Genomic DNA, 18,665 nt, shown 5'->3' with positions numbered 1-18,665 from the left:
TCGTTTGTATCCCGGACTTGGTGCGTGGAAAGAAGCGCGGCCCACTTTGGGCCGCGGTGGCGATTGCTGCCATCGCAACGGCGGTGCTGGTCGTGCTACTTCTCGTGGCGAGCCCTTCTCCACCAGCATTCATCTGACTTGTGCCTCCATCGTGAGCCCACGCGCCAAGGGGTTCTGTTCATTACGAATTGTCGCAGACCAGCTGAGCCGGGCGGGTTGGCCACCGATATCCCGTGGACGAAAGGCTGACCAAAAGGCACAACCGCAAGGTTCTGCCCCACCCAACTGCTCCGAGTAACTCACCCCGCTGGGTGTAAGGTCGGGTTTTTGCTCCGCTGAGCGCCGGAGGGTGCGTGCCAGCACCTTGAGCGCAGTAGCGATCGCGTGCCAGGGCCCATCGATTAATACTACCTGAACAGATGCGTGATGGTCCGCGAGGAGAAGCGCGAGAGCCGAGTCTGCGGAGGCACAGCGGACAATGGCCGAGGCGGCGCAGCAGCAGATGTTGAAGCCGCCGACGCACCTGGGGAAGTGTCCAAGGAATCCTCCTCCGGTGGGAAAAGCGCTCGACGGAGCGCGAGGAAGCCGTGGGCCACCATGCAGAGCGTGGCGTGGTGGTGAAAGCCTCTCCAGGTGCGGCCCTCGAAATGGTCCAGCCCGACTTCGCCCTTCATCTCCTGGTAGTCGCGCTCGATGCGCCAGCGCAGCTTCGCCAGCGTGACGAGGCGTTTGAGGGGCGTGTCTTCCGGCAGAGACGAGAGGTAGTACTTCGTTGGCGCGGCCTCCCCTAGCGGCCACTCGCACAAGAGCCATTCGGGAGCTCCGGGGGCCTTGCGCACGACATGGCCTTCAGCCACCTGGATTCTCACCGCGGCGAAGGTGGAGGACTGCGTGCCGCGGCTGCCCTCGCGCCGGCTGATGCGGCGGTACTCCTCCTCAGGCAGCTGGCGCGCCAGTTCTTCAATCGTCCAGGACTGCACGCCTGTGTGTCATCGACGAAGCGCGTTCGGGGACATCCGTACGCGCCCGCCTTCTTCACCGGCAGGTGCGGCGTCGCTCCCGGAGGCCACACCTTGTGCTGCCCTGGCACCGCGACGAGGTAGGGCAGGCAGGGAGCCGTGAGTCCTTCTCGAAACTCCCGGCAGTTTCCATACCCCGCATCCGCGAGGACGACGTGCTTGCGCACGCCCCACTTCAGCGCGTCGTCCAACTGCGCCAGCGCCAATTCCCATTTGCGCAAGGCCCCTACTGTCTCGGGGACACCCGCCGCCTTACGCCGGGCTGCGTCCGTCGCCCACTCCTCGGGCAGGTACCGCCGCATGCCAATACATCCGCTACCACGTGTCCCAGCCAGGTGCAGGCTGACGGCCACCTGACAGTTATCCGTGCGTCCCAGTGTCCCCGAGTATTGCCGGGCGACGCCCACCGAATGCTGTCCCTTCTTTGAAAAGCCCGTGTCGTCCACCACCAGAGATTCCACTTCCGGCAGCCGCGCTTCCAGCTTCCGCGGAAGGCGCTCCCTCAGTGCTTCGTCGCTCCACGTCCCTTGCGACACACACTGCTGTAGTCGCTGGCGCATCGCCTCGACTTCGCCCGCGTCTTCCACCAGCCGGGCCGCCATCGGCTCAATGCTCTTGCGCTCTCCATCCAGCAGCAGGCCCGTGACGTAGGCCTCCATGGCGCGTCGTCTCTCCAGCCGCCCCATGCCGGCGACCATCTCTTCAAGGGAGGCGCCCATGCTGGCTTCCCTGTGCGAAGCCGGGCTCATCGAGGTGCAGCACATTGAAACAGGTGCTCTCGCCCGGTCGCATCAGGAGATCGAACGCGCGTTAGCGATGAACTCGTGCAAGCCAGCGCACTACTCGGGCTTCTGGTACCACCTGACAGACAAGGGCGGGGCCATGTGGGAGTCGCTGGCCCGGCCAGATTGGGGCCGCTACTCCAAGGGCCGGCGTGAAGAGGAAGAAAGCTTCATCGAAGCGGGGAGTCGTGAATGCGCGGAGGCGGAGTTCGCCTGGTGGTCCACGGACCCGTCGAAAACCTTGCTGCCTGGGAGCGAGGCGTGGACGGGCTTGCAACCTTGGGACGCCACCTACTGGAAGACGCTGTCCGTAGGATTCCGCGTGCACTATCGATGGACCGCTGGACCGAAGAACCACTTCGCATGGCACCTCTGGTCGAAGCGTCGTCCAATTCAGCGTCCCTGGCATGAAAAACCAGCGTTCTGACGTGGCTCCTCCGGCAGCGAGAAGCATCGCGTTGTGGCTCCTGGCTGGATGCGCGGCCTTTGTCGTGCTGGCGCACTCCTTCCGGGCGCATTGGCTTCTGCTGAGCCGGAACGACTTGGGCGTACCTCGCGGCCTTTATGGGTGCGAGGTACGCGACGACGCTGGAGTTCGCACGCGTCAATGCGGCATCGGCGCGGATGGCGCCATCTTGCTTGAAGAGCAGTTCTCGAATGGATTCGTCCGGCGGACCTGGTACGCCGTCCGGCGAATCGAATGCAGCCGTGAATGGGACGGACCTGGGGGAGAGCGCCGCGTTCTTCAAGCGGATGAATGCCGCCGGATCAGCGATGAGAACCGCTGACGTGCCGTGTTGCATAGTGGCTCGGCGACGACCCTCGTGGAGCGTGGGTGCACGCGACTACGGCGGAGAGACAGTCGGACTCGGCACTGCTTTTGTCGCCGTGATAATGACTCAATGAAAACGCTCTTTCGTGTTGGTCAGCAGGTCCGCATCGCCTCGGTCCCAATCTGGCTGGGCCAGTTACCGGAGGAGTCGAGGGATGTATTCATGGTGTGCCTTGGGAGCGTCTTTCCAATCGAAGAGACCGAGCGCGAGGGCGTGCTGGTGTTGAATGTATCCTCGGTCGCTGTGCCTCGCTTCGGCGGCCATCGCCATATCCAGATGGTCGATCCAGGAGATGTGGTACCTGCCTGAGAACGCACGGAACGCCCCAGTTCGCCGTGCTCAGGATGAAGATGGGGATCTGGCGCAGCGCCGCATCCTCGCGCTGGACCTCGCGGGGTGCGTAGCCGTCCATTACCTGCATCATCAGGTCCAGCAGGATGAGCGAGGGCGCCGCGTTCGCGCGGAGGTAGCCCAGGGCCTCGGCCCCCTCTGCGCGACAACCACCGCGTAGCCCTCGTCCACGAGGAGCTCGCTCAGGGCATTGGCGATGGCCGCGTCATCGTCGACCAGGAGGATCGTGTGAGACGGCACACGCCAGCTTCCCGGGGCCTACAGGCCGCGACGGGACGGGAGCACGATCTTGAAGGTCGTTCCCTCTCCCGGCTTGCTGTCCAGAGCAATGCTCCCGCCGTGCGCGTCTACGATGCTCCGGACGATCCACAGCCCCAGCCCGAAGCCTCCGGCGTGGGACTTCGGCGACAGCTGCACGAACCGCTCGAAGACGCGCTGCTGCGCTTCCTCGGGGATGCCCGGTCCACCGTCGCGGACGACCAGCGTCGCGCGGTCCTCCCTGGACCGCACTTCCATCTCCACGAGGGTCCCGGAGGCGTACTTGATGGCGTTGGACAGCAGGTTCGTCACCACCTGCTCCAGCCGCATCCGGTCCCAGTGGCCGACAGCGGGGTGGTCCGCTCGCAAGCGCAGCTCACAGCCCGCGCGCTGGAGCCCTTCCGCGAAAACCTCGCCCACGCTCCTTACCACATCCGCGAGGTCCACCTCCTCTGGCTCGATGGGCAGCGGCTCATCCGACGCGGAGGCCCGCGAGACGTCGAGCATCTTGTTGATGAGGTTCTCCAGCCGCCCGCACTGCTCCTTGGCCTTGAGGAGCTTGGGCGTCGCCTGGTCAGGCGTCAGCGTGCCTCGCTGGTTGGCGCGCAGCAGGCTCTCCATGTAGAGCTGGAGCGAGGTGATGGGCGTCTTCAGTTCATGCGACGCGACGGAGAGGAACTCCTCGCGCATCTGGAGCGCGTGTTGGAGCTCCGCCGTCCGCTCCCGGACGCGCTGCTCGAGCTCGGTGTTGAGCTTGTGCAGCTCCGCCTTCGCGCTCTTCAGCGACGCACTTTCGATGATCTCCCAGTCGCCCGCCTGCCGGATGAGCGCGAACTGGTGGTTGCGGACCACGTCGAGCACATCCATCGGGGCGCAGCGGCCCAGGCAGTAGCTGCACAGCCCAAGGATGTTGTGGCTCTTGAAGGTGTCGGTAACGCGGGCTTCGTACTCGACGAAGCCGGACCAGTCCTGACGCTCCAGCCAGTAGGTGTTCCCTGTCAGGCGCAGCCCGGCGTAGCCCTGCGCGAGCGCACGTTCGTACCGGTACACCCAACCCTGGAGCACTTCGTCCGCGCTCTTGCCTCCGGCCCGCATGTACCAGTCGTGGTGGTCGATGATCTCGATCTGCCCCCGAGACATCCGCTGATCCAGGTCCGGCACGGCGTTGCGTAGCATCGTCCGGGCATCCGCGGCCCCGAATGGCTCGGATGTGACCCACAGGCAGTGCTCGTTGTTCTCCAGGCCCGCCTTGAAGTAGGGGACCAGCGAGTCCACGAGGTCTTCCCGATCGCCGTAGAACTGGCAGAAATGGGAGCCCCAGGGCAGATCCCCCACCGCAGGAATGCCACTCGGACGCAGGGGGGGAGTCATGGGACTTGGTACCTTGTGCATGAGGCCCCAACAACACCGCGACACTCCAAATCCGTTCAGCGCTGAACGGTATGCCCGGGCAGCATGCGACCGGCCCCATTCTGGGAGGTCATTCTTGCCGCGCTGCGCCAAGCGCCTGGAGTCTGGGCTTCTCACGGACTTGGAACGGGTGCGCAACTTCCGGCGCCATTTGCCGACAATGTAGGCAAGCCTCCCTGCTGCTCAACTCGGCTCCCCCTTCCGAGGTCTCCTCATGGTCCAGGTCACGCGTCCTTCCAGCCTCACGCCGTCCACGCAGACGACGCGGGCCACGCCTGAGGCTCCTGCCCGGGCCAAGGGGCCGCAGGGCTTCAACGCCATCGTGAAGGGGGACAGCTTCACGTCGGCCGCTCCGGCGGGCGCGCAGCAGAACAACGCGCTGGCTCAGGCCAATGCCCTTCGCCTTCCCATCCCCTGGCCCGGCAAGGGCGAGGCCGACAAGATCGGCTGGATCCAGAAGGCGTATCCGCCCGCGAAGGACTCCACCGCGGAGTTCATGAAGCTCGACCAGGCCGTGCGCGCGGGCCAGAACGTGATGCCCCCCGAGGCCAAGGACTGCGTGTTCCTGGCCGTGGGCGGCCTGCTCTCCGAAGCGGCGCCCAAGCAGTTCTACTTCGACCGGAACCTGGACGCGCTGGAAGCGCAGGGCCTGCAGGTGGGCCGCGTTCCCGTCGACACGGACATGGGCGTGGAGCACAACGCGGCCATCGTCCGTCAGGCCGTGCTCGAGGCCTCCAAGAACGGGAAGCAGGTGGTGCTCATCGGGCACAGCAAGGGCGGACTGGACTCCGCGGCGGCCCTGTCCATGTACCCGGAGCTGAAGGACCACGTGCGCGCCCTGGTCACCATCCAGTCGCCTTACGGCGGCTCGCCGATGGCGCAGGACCTGCTGGACAACCCGCTCGTGCGCTACGGCGTGGGCGGCGCTGTCGAGGCGCTGGGCGGCAGCATCCAGGCCGGTGAGGACCTGACGTACGACTCGCGCAAGGAGTTCCTCGCGAAGCACCCGATGCCCTCGGACATCCCCGCTGTGTGCATGGCCTCCACCACGGTGAACCCCACGTCGCCGCTGTTCGTCATGGAGGAGTACATGCAGCAGCGCTACGGCGTGAAGTCAGACGGCCTGGTGCTCCCGCAGGACGCGTTCATCCCCGGCTCCAAGTCCGTGACCCTGTCCGGGCTGGATCACCTGGACTCCACCGGCACCACGCTGAACCCGTTCAAGCCCTACCAGCCCGAGGACCTGACCCTCTCACTGGTCGCGATGGCGCTGAAGATGCCCAAGGGCGGCTGACGCCTCGAGTCCTCGTCGGGGGCCCGCTTCAGGTCCTCGTCGAGGCCCTCCTCAACGCTGAGGCGTCGGCTCCGTCGTGCGGCACTCCGTGGGTTGCGAGCGCCCGGCGCAGCATGGTCTCCGTCCACTCGAGCTCTTGTCGGGACAGACCCGCCCCGATACACACGAAGCCCTTCCTGTGCTCGATGACGACGGTCAGGTGCCGGAAGTCCTTTCCCCCCGTCTCACGGAGGTCGATGTCCTCGAGCTGCGTCGCCGGGATTCGTGTGACTTCTCGCGGCTTCCGGGGCCCGGTGCGCGAATACTCAATCCCTCGCGAAGAGGCGGTGAGGGACCACCCCATCGTGACCTCCCGAATGACACTCCATAGAAGGAGTCCTCCCAGGAAGAGGAAGACGCCGAGGACCATCAGCAGTTCCCTGGAGGCGAGGTGTCGGAGGCCGTACGTGCGCGCCCAGGCCACCGCGAAGGCAGCAGGTCCACCTCCGGCGATTAGCAGCGCGATGCCTGCCTTCGCTACGAAGAAAGGCTTCCAGCCGCAGCCGGGCAACCGCAACACCAACTCCCGTTCCCCCTGGTGGAACTGGATACGGCTGCCGGGTGGGAGTGAGGGCGGCGCCTGATGGCTGTCCAGTGGCTCTGCTGCGAGACGCGCATCCGCGGGGCGCGCATGCCCGCCATCCACGCTCAGATCAACGCCCATGAAACGGGAGAGGGCTTGAGCGAGCTCGAGCGCCTCTTCCCGGTCGTCACTGCCAGACACCCGCACGGTTCGTGTCGGGGACTTCAACTCCACGGAATAGTATCCCCAGAACCTGGAGTTATCTCCGGCCCCTCTGCCGTGGGGGGAGAGCGCCACGGACGTGAAGGACTCGAGCGGATGCGTGCTCGAGGAGAGAAACCGGCTGAAGCCGGACCGCAGCTTCAAGGTGTGTGTGTCTTTGTTGAGCTGCGCCTTCCATGCGGACGTCAGTTGGTGGACCGCCCATGTGCCGATGAGTAGCGCCATGGACCACGCCGGCTGGCTCCTCCAGAGGAAGGGCACGAAGAAGGCAACGCCGGGGAACGCGAGCGCCGCGAGCAGCGCAATCCTCCACGCCCATCTCTCGAAGTGAGACACCTCATGTTCAATGGTCAGGTTCGGGCCGGCGGCCGTCCACCGATGGGATCCGCATCGCATCCGGACGAGGCTATGCGATTGAGGAAGGACGGCAACCCCCTGAACGCGGATGCTTGACCTCGTGGCTCCGGAAGCCTCACGTCCCCGTGGGCGGCACCTGGCGCTTGAGCTCACGGGCCGGAATCCCCGCCACGGTGGTCCCCGGCGCCACGTCCTCCATCACGACCGCGTTGGCGCCAATCTTCGCGCCGTCCCCAATCACCACCGGGCCCAGAACCTGGGCGCCCACGCCGATGTAGACGTTGCGGCCCACGCGGGGCACTCCCACGACGCCAGGCAGGGGTTGCAGGCTCACATTCTGGGAGATGAAGCTCTTCTCTCCAATCTCCACCCCCGGCGCGATGATGACGCCGATGCCCCCGTAGCCCAGCTCCACCGTGGGGTGGAGGACGGCCTTCGTGTCCACGTGGCTGTGGTGGATGCAGTCTCCCAGGGTGGCCACCACGTTCGCGAGCCTCGGGATCACCTGGAGCCGCTTCGCGGCCCGGTAGAACGTCAGCGCCGTCGGACCCATCTGCCCACCATCCTTTTCGCCACTGGAGCCCAGCGGAACTTTGAACGTTGCAGCGTCTGCCCCATCCACGTATCACGGTAGATGAACAGCCAATGATGCTGCCGCGCGTGCTCTGTCCACTCGCGCTTGTAAGGGGCGTCATCCCCCAACAAGTCCAGCTCGTTCAGGCCCCTTGCAATACAGTCCTGGACAAGGCTCTCGGTCAGAAGTTGGCCCGGACTGACCTCCGCCAACGCCTCGTCATAGCCGGGCTTCATCGCGAGATAACGACCGGCGTATTGCAGCCCGTATTGGAACGCAATCGGACGTGCGTCCAGTCGCAGGAAGTACAACCCCAGCCAGCCGCGCTCCGCCGCCGTGCGCGCGAGCCCCGTGTAGAAAACCCGACGGTGCTGCGCCTGCGCGATGGCCGTGCCCTCCTGCGCCTTCCAGCCGCTCTGCTCCAGGGTGAAGGCCTCCTCCAGCTTCGGGTCCAGCCCCTCCACGCCGGACACGCGCTCCACCTCCACGCGGCCCTTCTCCTCCAGACGCCTGCGCCTGCGCCGCAGCGGCTTCGCGTTGCTCCGTCCCTTCGTCCACGCCGCGACCGTGGATGGCAGCACCAGGTACGGTGAGCGCGCGCTCGGCCACGCGCCCCAGGGCATCCCCGCGCCTCTTGCCGCGTGGAGCAGCTCCCATGCCGCGCCGCCCTCCGGCACGTCCGACAGCCGGAGCACCTCCCAGCTCGGGTCTCCCATCAGGTGCGACAGGAAGGCCACCGCGGCCCGCTTCGGCTCGTCCGCCACGAGGTCGAAGCGGCAGGAGTGCTTGTTCGTCAGCGACGACAACTGCCGCACCGGAACGCCGTACTGGTGGCCCTGCTCCTCCTGGAGCCCCAGCACCGCCACCAGCGTGCCCATCGCGTTCCTTGCCGCGAGGATGCGCAGGGCCGCGCCGGGCGCGAAGCTCTCAATCCAGCAGCGCACGAACTCGTGCCGGTAGAACACCTGGTCGTCCACGCGCTTCACCAGCGCGTTCCACTCCGCCGCCAGCGCGTCGAAGGCGGGAAGCCCGCGGATCTCTTCCACGCGCAGGGGCTCCACGCGCCCGCGCGTCACGGCCTCCACCGCGGTGGGGCGGGGGCGGGAGGGGACGCGGTCCCCGAGCGCCGCGTCCGTAATGGGACTCTCCTCCATGAACGTCTCTCCTCGGGTCTCGGGCTCGCGGGGACTCAGGACAAGGGCTCGCCTGCGTCATCCGCGGCTTCGGGACCCGGCACGTCCGGTCCCTGTCTCTTCAGCGGCTCGTCGCGTGACAGCACCGGGCCCTCGAGCTTCTTCAGCGCGTTGGTGTCCAGGGAGACGTGGTGCACCGGCACCCTGGTGCCAGACAGCTCCACCGTCGTCTTGAACACCACCTCCGCGGGCGCGGGCTGTGGCGCCAGGTCCATGGCGGGCTCGGGCGTCGCCACCGCCGGCACCTCCACCGGCGCGAGCCGCTTCGGCTGCTTCTTGAGGCCGCGGAAGAGCCAGCCGCCCTTCTGGCGCTCGTACAGCTTGCGCGTCTCCACCGCCGCCCGCGCGTGCGACACGCGGCCCGACTCCAGGTCCTCGAGCAACATCTCGCTCAGCCGGCGGCGTGTCACGCTGTCCAGGTAGTCGAACACCTTCTCCAGCTTGCGCACCACCACCTGCGTCGCGCCGCCCGCCGCCGTGTGCGTCAGCGCGTGGACCTTCAGCTCGTGCCTCGCCCGAGCGCGCTCCGCCAGCTTGCGCAGCCGGTCCGCTTCATCCGCCGACGCGGCCTTGCTGACGAGCCCCGGCAGCACCGTGCGCGCCAGGCCCGCGTCCACGAAGCCGGAGTCGTCGAAAGTCTCCAGCGACTCCAGCGCCCGCCGCCGCGCCTCCACCGACGTGCCCTCCAGCGCCTTCAGCGCCGTCGTCACGCGGTCCAGCGCCATCCAGCGGTACACCCAATCCAGGCCCGTGCCCTTGATGTTCTGCGCGCCCATGATGCTCACCTGCATCCCGGGCGCCACCGCGCGAGCGCACGCGTCCACCACCTGGTCGCCCGTCGCCTGCGAGTCGGACACCGGCACCAGCTGCTCCAGCATCATCGCCCGGTACGCGTCGCGGAACTTCGCGTGGAACGCCTTCACGCGTCCCTGCGCATCCGCCTCACCTCGGGGCAGCATCGCCTTCAGCCGTGCGTGCACCGCCATGCGCGCCAGCAGGTACAGCGCGTGCTCGCGCACCTCGTCCTTCGTCGCGGCCGTCAGCACCTCCGGCGGCGCCTGGGGCGGCATGCGCGTCGCCGGCGACAGCGCTTTATCAATGAGCGGGCCCACCTCGCGTTCCAGCGCGCGGCGGAGCTTCTCCACGCCCACGTCGTCATCCCCGCCCTTCAGCGCCTTCTCCACGGCCGCGGTCAGCGCCAGCGTGGGCGTCGCCTGGAGGCCCGCGCCGGCCGCGTACCGCTCCAGCCGGTCCATGAACGTGGCCGTCGTGGGACGCGGCACCTTCAGCTTCGCCAGTTCCTTCGCGAGGCGTGCCTCCGCGCGGGCCTGGCCCTCGGGGCTGGAGACCTCCTCCGCCGCGACGACCTCCGTGCTCAAGAGGTGCCGGTCCAGCGCGTCGCGCACGTACTTCTGGAGGCCCTCCAGGTTCGTGCCGATGAGCACGTGCCGGTCCGCGGGCGCGTCCTCCACCATGATGCGCGCGAAGACCTCCGAGCGCGACACGCGGTCCCACCGGTTGTTGATGACCGTGATGACCGCGCGCTCCGGATGCGCGTCCGGATCCACGTCCCCCAGGCCCGTGCGGATCCAGTTGTTCATGAAGCCCGTGCGCTCGTTCGCCGAGTGTCCGTTGATGAAGGTGAGCTGCCGCCCGCGCACCCTCGCCGGAGGGAAGACCTTCAACACGCCGATTTCCGGCTGCACGTGCTCGGCCATCAGCGCCAACGCGTACGGACGCGGCACGCCCAGCTGCTCCGCCAGCGTCGCCACCAGCGCCATGTTGCGCGGGTGCTCGCGGTAGGGGAACAGCGCGAGGAACTCCTCGGGGATGAGCTCCGCCTCCCACCAGGCGCTGTGCAGGAGCGTGGTGTCCTTCTCCTTCGCCGCCTGCTTGAAGAGCGGGAGGAAGTGGTCCTCCGTCGTCACCACCCGGCCGCCCCTGGGCATGAAGTTGGTGATGACGGACGCGACGTTGATGCCCGCCGGGCCCTGGATGTCTTCGTGGTCCGGATAGGCGTTGGTCAACGTGGCGAAGTCGTCCTTCATCCAGTCGTTCTGGAGCAGCTCCACGAAGTTGGGCTGAAGCGCCATGCACTCCCAGAGGAAGACCTCCGTGCCCAGGCGCGCGCCCAGCTCCACCATGTCCTTCTGCTCCCAGATGGTGGCCTTGTCGTAGGGGCGGAAGATGAAGAACTCGGACGGCCCGGCGCCCGGGGCGCTGTGCACGAACATCGCCTCCGAGCCCGTCGTCTTCGCGAACACCTCGAAGCCCATGCCGGAGAAGAGCGCCGCCTTCAGGCGCTCCGTGCCGGACTTGCCGCGCGTGCCCCAGCCGCCGATGACCAGCGGAATCTTCTCCCGCGATTTGCGCACGTTCTGGCGCTTCACGTACGTGTCGCCCAGGAAGATGGAGAAGAGCGCCGCGGTGAAGAGGCCCAGCGCCGCGATGCCGTTGCCTCCCATCCCCAGGAAGTAGCCCTCGTTCTCCATGATGCGCTCGGTGAGGAGCGCCAGGAATCCGCTCTGCAGGCCCACGACCGCGGGCGAGTGCAGCGTGGACGTGGGCTTCGGCGCGGCCTCGGGCTCGTGGAAGAGCGTGGCCAGCGGAGAAGGGACCTGCTTGTTCTGGCCGTAGGGCGTGAAGCGCACCTGGACGCCCAGCTCGCGCTCCACCTGCTCCACGAAGCGGCGGCGCTCGCGGGGCTCCTCGCCGCCCAGCGAGTCCAGCCGCAGCGACGCGAGCTTCCGGTAGTCCTTCGACACCTTGAGGCGGTTCGTCAGCCGGCGCAGGCGTGAGGCGGGCGGCACCAGCACCGTCTCCCCGTGGCTGCTGAACAGATGCACCTTGCCGTCCTTCGACAGCGGCATGTCCAGCAGGTCATCCACCGTGGGCAGGTGACGGCCCCAGCTGCCCTGGCTGGCCACGTGAACGCGCTCGCCGGGGACCAGCGTCTCCGTGATTTCGTCCAGGTGGCCCGGGTGCGCGCGCAGGGTGCCGGACATCACGCGGCCGGTGGTGTGCAGGAACGCCTGGCGCTTGTTCGGCGCGGGGCGGCCCCACTCGTGCCACATGCGCCACAGGCGGCGCTCCTGCCGGTCGCCGTGCCACAGCGTCAGCGTCTTGTCCGTGCGCTCCGCGTACAGGCCGTGCCCGTCCTGTGACAGGTCCGCGAGGATGGCGCCCAGCCACGCGGGGCCCTCCGGCAGCGGCGGCAGGTTCTCCGGCGTGGGCTGGAGCGGGATGCGCGTACGGCTGCCCGGGCGGAGCCTGGAGACGCGGCCCGCGAGGAACGCGGTCCATGCCTGACGCACGGGGTCCTTCACCCGGCGCAGCACCTGCGCGGCAGCGGCGGCGGCCTCGACCACCGGGCCCATGGCGCCCGGCTGCGTCGTCAGTGATTCCACCGCGTCCAGCAGCGCCGCGTGCGCGGGGCCCAGACCGGCTGCGCCCAGCGCTTCCGCCAGCGCGGCGGCGCGCTCGCACGCCACTCGCAACACGAGCGGCGAGGTGTCCCGGCCCAGCACGTCCACCAGCACCTGGAGCGCCGCGGCCTTCACCCTCGGCGCGGCGAGCGCCGCCTCCACCGCGGCCAGCACGGCGGCGGTACGCACGCGCGGGCTGGGCTCCGACGGCGGCTGTCCCGCGACGGCCGGCATCGACTCCAGGCCCGCCAGACGGCGCAGCAGCGGCTGTCCGTCCGGACGCTGCGCGATGAGGGCGCACAGGCCCATGCGCACGTACTCGCTCGGGTCGTGGTGCGCGACCTCGGTGAGCAGCGGCATGCGGTGCTCTTCCGACAGGAGCGGCGCGCACTGGTCCAGCACCTGGCGGCGGAAGAGGAAGTCCTTCTCCGACGGCGCCTTCGCGCGCAGGCGCTGGCGCAGCAGGGCCAGGCCCGTGAGCGCGTCCACCGTGAGCAGCGCGCGCAGGGCCTCCGCCTGGAAGAACGGGCTCACGTCCTCCTGGCCCGCGAGGCTCGTCAGCGTGGGCTCCACCTCGGGCAGCGACGCGGCGACGCCCGGCACCGTCTGCGCGAGCTGCCGGAACGCCTCCAGCGCGGCGAAGCGGTTCTGTGCCCGGGGCGCGTCCACGGCGCGGTCCAGCAGCTGCCTCGCCAGCGGCACGGCGGCGGGCTGGAGCTCCCGTGCGGAGGCCTTCGCGAGCACCCCCGCCAGCGCTCGGAGCGCGGTCTCTTCTTCGATCAGCAGCTTGTGGCGGCGCTTCTCCTGGCGCTCGCGCAGGGCGTCGAAGCCCATCCACCGGTCCAGGGCGCGCAGGTCCTCCTTGCGGTCCTTGCGGTCCTTCACCGTGGCCTTGAGATGATCCACCAGCACCTGGCGGCGCGCGGCGTCATCGTGCGCGTCGTTGTGCTGGCGCGTGAACTGGACGATCTCCGCGTGGATGGCCGCCAGCTCCGCCTCCAGCGCCTCCAGGGCCACGCCCAGCCACGGCGCCAGTCCTTCCAGTCCCGCGGGGCGAGGGCACGACTCCAACAGCCGCCGGGCCAGGGCTTCGACCGAGGCCCCGCGCACGCGGCGGTGCAGCGGGGGCAGGGCTTCCAGCAGTTGGGCCTCGAGAGATTCGTTCGCCAGGTGCATGTCGCGGCCAGAGCTATTCATTGCTTGAGCAAGCTGCCCGGGCGCGCCAGACCCGCGTTCGGATCAGGACAGCTCAGGGCTGCAAACGTCGTTCATCCAGCAGCTCCTCGAATTCCTCCTCGGTGGGCGTGACGTCCTGCAACCCACGTCCACCCGTCCAATCCCACCGCGCTCCGAGTGAAAACACGTTCTGCATCCCGTACGGGCCGGAGAGGAACGCGCGGTCCTCGGCGAAGAGCATGAGGCGGTTGCCGCCCTTGCCCATCCACAGGTTCCAATCCAGCCGGCCCGACACGCGGTGGCGCAGGTAGGCCGTGGCGCGGTGCTCATCCTGGAAGCGCTGCGACGCGCCGTAGCCCAGCTCCACGCGCGTGCCCTGGAGTCTTCCGCCCAGGAGCGCCGCCCAGCTCGCGTACGCGCCCGCGTTGTCCACGGTGTAGATGTTGGCGTTGCTCGTCGCGGACATGCCCAGCGTGGCCACGTGGTCCTGGAAGGGCTGCCAGCGCAGGGACAGCCGGGGCGACAGGCGCCTCGGGTGGTCCTTGCCGTAGAGCCAGTAGACGTTCTGGTCGTAGCGGCTGGCCTCCACCGCGTGGCCGCCCTGCATGGACTCCAGCGTCAGGCCCAGGCCGGGGATGAGGCCCACGTCCGGGGACAGGCGCACGTAGCGGTCCGCCCCCACGTGGCCTCGCGCGCTCCAGCGCATCGCGCCGTCGATGGTCTGCGAGAACACGGAGCCCTGCATGGACAGGCGCAGGTCGCCGGGGAGCTGGTTCACGTACGCCGCGACGGTGCCGCCCAGCACGGCGGTCTGGTTCAGCGGGTAGCGCGCCTCGGGCGTGAAGCGCAGCCACGCGCGGCCCGGGGACAGCTCGCGGCGCAGGGACAGGCGGACCTCCAGGCCTGTCTGGAGCGGGCGGTTGAGCAGCTCGCCCTCCTGCACGTCCTCGCTGCGGTAGCCCAGCTCCGCGGACACCATGCCCAGGCCGCCGGTGCGCGCCTCGGGCGGCATGCCCTCCGGCAGGAGCGCCAGGCCCGGAGGCAGCGCGGGCCAGGGCAGCGGCTCCAGGCCCGTGGTGCCCTGGGCCCACGTCGGGGCCGCGAGCGCGCTCGGATCCGAGGCGACACCCAGTTGCACCTGCACCAGGGCTTCACCCTTGGGGGACTCCAGGCTCACGCGGTGCGGACCGCGCGAGGGCAGGAGCAGCCACGTCTCACCCATGCGCCCCAGCGGCTGGGGCGCGCCCTGGAGGCTGGGGTCGGCGTCCTCGGGCAGCCCCAGGTGCATGAGCGGGCCTTCCTCCGCGCTGGAGCCGCCCGTGCCCTCACCCAAGGGCAGCGGCGTGCTGCGCACGAGCAATTCGCGGCCCGCGGTGGGGGCCAGGGCGGTGGCGCGCACGCGAAGCGCGGTGGGGCCCAGCACGGTCATCACCACCGGCGCGCCCGGACGGCTGCGCAGGAGGGAGAGGGGCTGCGGGGCGGCCACGACGCGCGCGGTGGCGCTGGCGTCCTCGGAGTCCACGAAGCGCACCAGGCCGGTCTGCTGCGTGTCGGCGCGCGCCATCACGACCTCCACCTGGTGGCGCCCGGGGACGTCCAGGCGCGTGCCCAGGATGGCGGTCTCGCCTTCGGCGACCTGGAGCTCGCGCACCACGCGGCCATCCACGCGGAGCGCGAAGGCGCAGGTGCCGGCGGCGTCCACGCCCGGACGCGGCGTGGTGCCGCAGAGGACCTCCGCGCCCAGGGGCCGGGGCTGCTTCACCACCAGGCTCATGACTCGCGAGGCACCGGCGGGCAGCAGCTTCGCCTCGGACAGCTTCCACGGCGGCGCGAGCAGCGCCTTGCGGACAGCCATGGCGACGTCCTCGTCGTCCGCTGCTGCCTCGGAGGTGGCGACGAGCGAGCCCGCGGCCTCTTCCGCGTCGCGCAGTCCTTCCCAGCGCGTCCAGCGGCCCGCGGCGAAGCGCATGCGGCGCACGTCCGGGTGGTCCGCCCACGTCTGGAGCTGGCTCGCGAGCGCCGCGCCCAGGGGCGCACCGCCGTCCTTCCACGCCTGTGGCGAGTCCTGGAGGCGCGCCAGCATGCCGAGCGCCTCCAGGCCGACCTGCGGCAGGCCCGTCTCTCGATACAGCGCGGCCATGGCCAGCGCTCCCGCCGCGTCCTCACCGGAGGCGGACAGCAGCCGGGTGCGCAGGTAGCGGCCCGCGAGGCTCTTGTCGCCCGACACCGCCGCGAGCGCCGCGTCTCCATGGCCGTCGCGCACCAGGGCGCTGAGCGAGGCGAGGGACGTGGCTCCAAGCTCCGCGGAGCGGGCATCCGCCGCGTCGCCTTGCGTGGCCGTGCTGTTGTCTTGCGGCCAGTCGCGGGTCGCGCCGATACCCTGCGTGGCGCCACTGCGCGCGGAGGCGCCGTTGGCGGCAGTTGCCCCGTCCACGTTCAGCGCCGGGAACGCGGGAGCCACGAGCGTGGGCTGCGTGATGGCCTGCGCGAAGCGCACCGTGCGCGGGGACACCTGCGCCAGGCGGTCCATCAGCGCGAGCAGGCGCCGCTGTTGCTCCGGCGTCAGCTTCGCCTGCGTGTCCAGCAGCCGGCCCACGTCCGCGCGGGCGAAGCCGTCCTCTTGCAACGATGACAGCAGCTCCGCGCGCGTGAGGCGCGGCTCGACTTCACCGGGCTCCGCGCGCAGCGTGCGGGAGAGCGCCTGGAGCGTCTCGTAGGCGGTGCCTGCCTGCTGGGGCTGTCGTGCGTCGGGGGACGTCTCGGGCGTGGCCACCTCCGCACGGCGCACCGCCAGCGAGACGGCGACCTGGGCCTTCGGGTCCTCGGGCTCGAACCACACCTCGCGGGCCTGCGCGGGCAGCGTCACCACCGCGGACACCGGCGCGGACGAGATGCCCTTCGCACCTTCCAGTGCGACGTGGCGCGAGCTGGCGGCGCCCGGCATCAGCACCAGCCGGCGCGGATGGCCCACGTCGGTGTTCATGCGCACCACGAGCGGCTTGCCCGCGGTGGCGTTCAACGGACGCAGCTGCACGCGCACCGGCGAGGGCAGCTTCGCGTCCGGCACCCGGAAGCGCACCGCCTTCTTCTCCACCTTCACCGGCCACTGCGAGCGCACGTAGCCCACTTCGCCCGGCGTCCCATCCATCCGCGCGGGCGCGAGCGACAGGAACGCGCGCGTGCCCTCCGCGCCCTCCAGCTTCAGGGCGTGCTCGCCCGGAGGCAGCGCAATCTCCACCGGCTCCACCGCCGACAGCGGCAGCAGCGGGAACGTGCTGTTCCCCACGCGCAGCACCGGGTTCACCTTCGCGCCCGGCGGCGTCATCACGTAGGCGCGCAGCAGGGTGGGGGCCTCCGCGAGCCCCGTGGCCTGCACGCGCGTGGTGCCTCCCGCGGCGAGCGGCCACAGCGCGCTGGCCGCCATCGACGCGTCGGCCTCCATGCCCTGGAGGTCCAGCCACTGCGAGGCCTTCACCTCGGTCCCGTCATCACGGGGCGCGGGCGTCACCTGCGACCAGCGGCTCGCACGCCACCACGCGGCGCGGTAGCTGCGCCGGATGTCTTCTGACAGTGGCTCCGCGCGCCACGCCAGCTCCAGCGCGGCCAGCTCGCGGCTGCGCAGCGGGTCCCCCAGCGGCAGCCGGGCCACCAGCTCCGACGCCTCGGCGGTGAGGAAGCCCGCGTCCGGCAGCGCGGGCGCGGTACCCAGCAGCGCGTGCGCGACGTCCGGCTTGTTCGCGTCCAACAACTGCTTCGCGGTGAGCAGCCGCAGGTGCCACGCGAGCGGCGATGCGTCCGCGCCCTTCAGCGCATGCACCGCCACGTCCGTGTCCTTGTCACCGAGCGCCGCCATCGCCGTCAGCAGCGGCGACAGGCCCTCCGTCTTGATGCGGCCGTACGTGCCGCGTGCCAGGTCCGGCATCAGCATCACCAGCCGCTGACGCAGCAGCGAAGGACGGGCGGCGGGGTCCTGCTTCACCACCTCCCACGCCGTCTCCGCCAGCTCCGTCCAGTGCGTCTGGTGCGACAGCGCCTCGGACAGGGTCGGGCGGCGGGACGCGACACGCGCGCGCACGAGCGGCGCGGCTCCCTTCCAGCTCACGCGGTAGTTGTGCTTGCCCGGAGGCAGCGCCACGCGCAGCTCCTCCGCGATGCCTACGCGCTCGCCCGACGCGAGCACCCGCGCCGTGCGCGCGTCCGGCAGCGCCGCGCCCTCGGGCGCCTCCGCCCACGCGGGCTGCGGCGTGAGCTGCGCCTGCGCGAGCACCCCGCCCACGCCGTACACCTCCAGCGTCGGCATCTCCGCCGGCGCGCCATTGCCCAGCACGGCGCGCGCCTCCAGCGACAGCACGCCCGGACCTTCCAGCTCCAAGGCCCAGACCGAACCCTTCACCTCCGGGCGGAACCAGGGCGAATCCATTCCCTCCAGCACCACCTCCGTGCCGGCGGGACGCGGGCGCTCCACGCGCACCGCCTGTCCGTAGAGCGGAGAGACCAGCGCCCACTCGCGCAGCGCGGAGGCCTTGCGCCAGTTGCGCACCGCGGTCCGGAAGGGCGAGGACTCGGGCTCGTCCTTCACGAGCTCCGCTTCCAGCGCCGCGTCCACGTCCAGCCGCGCGCGCGTGGCCGCGTCGAACGCCAGCGCCGGGCGCGGGCCCTTGCCGTCCACCCACTGGAGGATCGCGTCGCGCATCCGCTCCTCGGTGCGCGCCGTGGACGTGTGCGTGGGGCGCTCCACCAGGATGCGGGCGTTCTTCGTCGCCGTGACCCACCAGATGCTGCCGGCGCCCATGGGCTCGGCCAGGTACCAGCGGCCTGGGCGCTCGGGCACGCCTTCCTCCTCGACGCGCAGCTCGGGTGCTTCGTCGCCCTCCGACAGCGGCACGCGGGTGAAGCGCAGCGCTCCGGCGGGGCCGGTGACGCGCACCACGTCCAGCGGGCCCAGCCACACGGCCGCGCCCTTCTGGGGCGTGACCTCCATGGCCCCCGTCGCCTGCGGCACGCCGCCGGGCACATAGGGCGCGTGGCCCTGGAGCTCCGCCAGCGCCACCGGACCGCGGATGGCCCGCGGCTGCCAGGTCATGCCCTCCTCGCTGCGGGCGATGACGGACGGCTGCGAAACGGCGGGCTGCGCGATGACGGGCAGCGCCGCGAGCGCTCCCACGAGCAGGGTGTAACGGGCGCGGCGTCGAACAGGAAACATCGGCGC

At 69.9% G+C, this 18,665-nt stretch carries 11 protein-coding genes; 3 read left to right on the top strand and 8 right to left on the bottom strand.

The genetic code is table 11. The annotated features are described in order from the left end of the window. Positions 1-407: 407 nt before the first annotated feature. Complete coding sequence (locus KYK13_RS30610) at positions 408-839, bottom strand: transposase (protein WP_223636888.1); 432 nt, start codon at positions 837-839, stop codon at positions 408-410. 26 nt (positions 840-865) lie between these two features. Beyond that, complete coding sequence (locus tag KYK13_RS30605) at positions 866-1,738, bottom strand: IS701 family transposase (protein ID WP_223636886.1); 873 nt, start codon at positions 1,736-1,738, stop codon at positions 866-868. Here KYK13_RS30605 and KYK13_RS30600 point away from each other — a divergent pair. After that, positions 1,737-2,228: a hypothetical protein gene (locus tag KYK13_RS30600; RefSeq protein ID WP_223636884.1), complete on the top strand. Its 492-nt coding sequence runs from the start codon at positions 1,737-1,739 to the stop codon at positions 2,226-2,228. The genes KYK13_RS30605 and KYK13_RS30600 overlap by 2 nt on opposite strands. A 475-nt stretch (positions 2,229-2,703) precedes the next feature. After that, positions 2,704-2,943 (top strand): hypothetical protein, encoded by a 240-nt coding sequence (locus KYK13_RS30595; RefSeq protein WP_223636882.1) that lies wholly within the window; start codon positions 2,704-2,706, stop codon positions 2,941-2,943. 300 nt (positions 2,944-3,243) lie between these two features. Here the strand turns inward: KYK13_RS30595 and KYK13_RS30590 are convergent, their stop codons facing one another. Then, positions 3,244-4,614 carry an MEDS domain-containing protein gene (locus tag KYK13_RS30590; RefSeq protein ID WP_223636880.1) on the bottom strand — a complete coding sequence of 457 codons (1,371 nt, stop codon included), beginning with the start codon at positions 4,612-4,614 and terminating at the stop codon, positions 3,244-3,246. Positions 4,615-4,867: 253 nt separating this feature from the next. Here KYK13_RS30590 and KYK13_RS30585 point away from each other — a divergent pair, with 253 nt between their 5' ends. Continuing rightward, entirely contained in the window at positions 4,868-5,947 is a 1,080-nt protein-coding gene (locus KYK13_RS30585; RefSeq protein ID WP_223636878.1) for a triacylglycerol lipase, read from the top strand. 28 nt (positions 5,948-5,975) lie between these two features. On the opposite strand, the gene KYK13_RS30580 is transcribed toward KYK13_RS30585, so the two are convergent. The 5 genes from KYK13_RS30580 to KYK13_RS39130 all read right to left on the bottom strand — a co-directional run bounded on the left by KYK13_RS30580 (position 5,976) and on the right by KYK13_RS39130 (position 18,659). Then, positions 5,976-7,067 (bottom strand): hypothetical protein, encoded by a 1,092-nt coding sequence (locus KYK13_RS30580; RefSeq protein WP_223636877.1) that lies wholly within the window; start codon positions 7,065-7,067, stop codon positions 5,976-5,978. A gap of 136 nt (positions 7,068-7,203) precedes the next feature. Next, entirely contained in the window at positions 7,204-7,641 is a 438-nt protein-coding gene (locus KYK13_RS30575) for a serine O-acetyltransferase (RefSeq protein WP_223636874.1), read from the bottom strand. Continuing rightward, the gene (locus KYK13_RS30570) at positions 7,623-8,816 is read right to left on the bottom strand and encodes a GNAT family N-acetyltransferase (RefSeq protein ID WP_223636870.1); all 1,194 of its coding nucleotides are present in this window, start codon (positions 8,814-8,816) and stop codon (positions 7,623-7,625) included. The genes KYK13_RS30575 and KYK13_RS30570 overlap by 19 nt, the downstream gene beginning before the upstream one ends. A 35-nt stretch (positions 8,817-8,851) precedes the next feature. Next, positions 8,852-13,456 (bottom strand): hypothetical protein, encoded by a 4,605-nt coding sequence (locus KYK13_RS30565; protein WP_223646963.1) that lies wholly within the window; start codon positions 13,454-13,456, stop codon positions 8,852-8,854. A gap of 73 nt (positions 13,457-13,529) precedes the next feature. Then, the gene (locus tag KYK13_RS39130) at positions 13,530-18,659 is read right to left on the bottom strand and encodes a hypothetical protein (protein ID WP_304504065.1); all 5,130 of its coding nucleotides are present in this window, start codon (positions 18,657-18,659) and stop codon (positions 13,530-13,532) included. Between the last annotated feature and the right edge of the window lie 6 nt (positions 18,660-18,665).

The organism is Corallococcus sp. EGB, assembly GCF_019968905.1.
Classification (GTDB): domain Bacteria; phylum Myxococcota; class Myxococcia; order Myxococcales; family Myxococcaceae; genus Corallococcus.
Note: the sequence above shows the minus strand (reverse complement) of the source record. Positions and strands in the feature narration are given on the sequence as shown.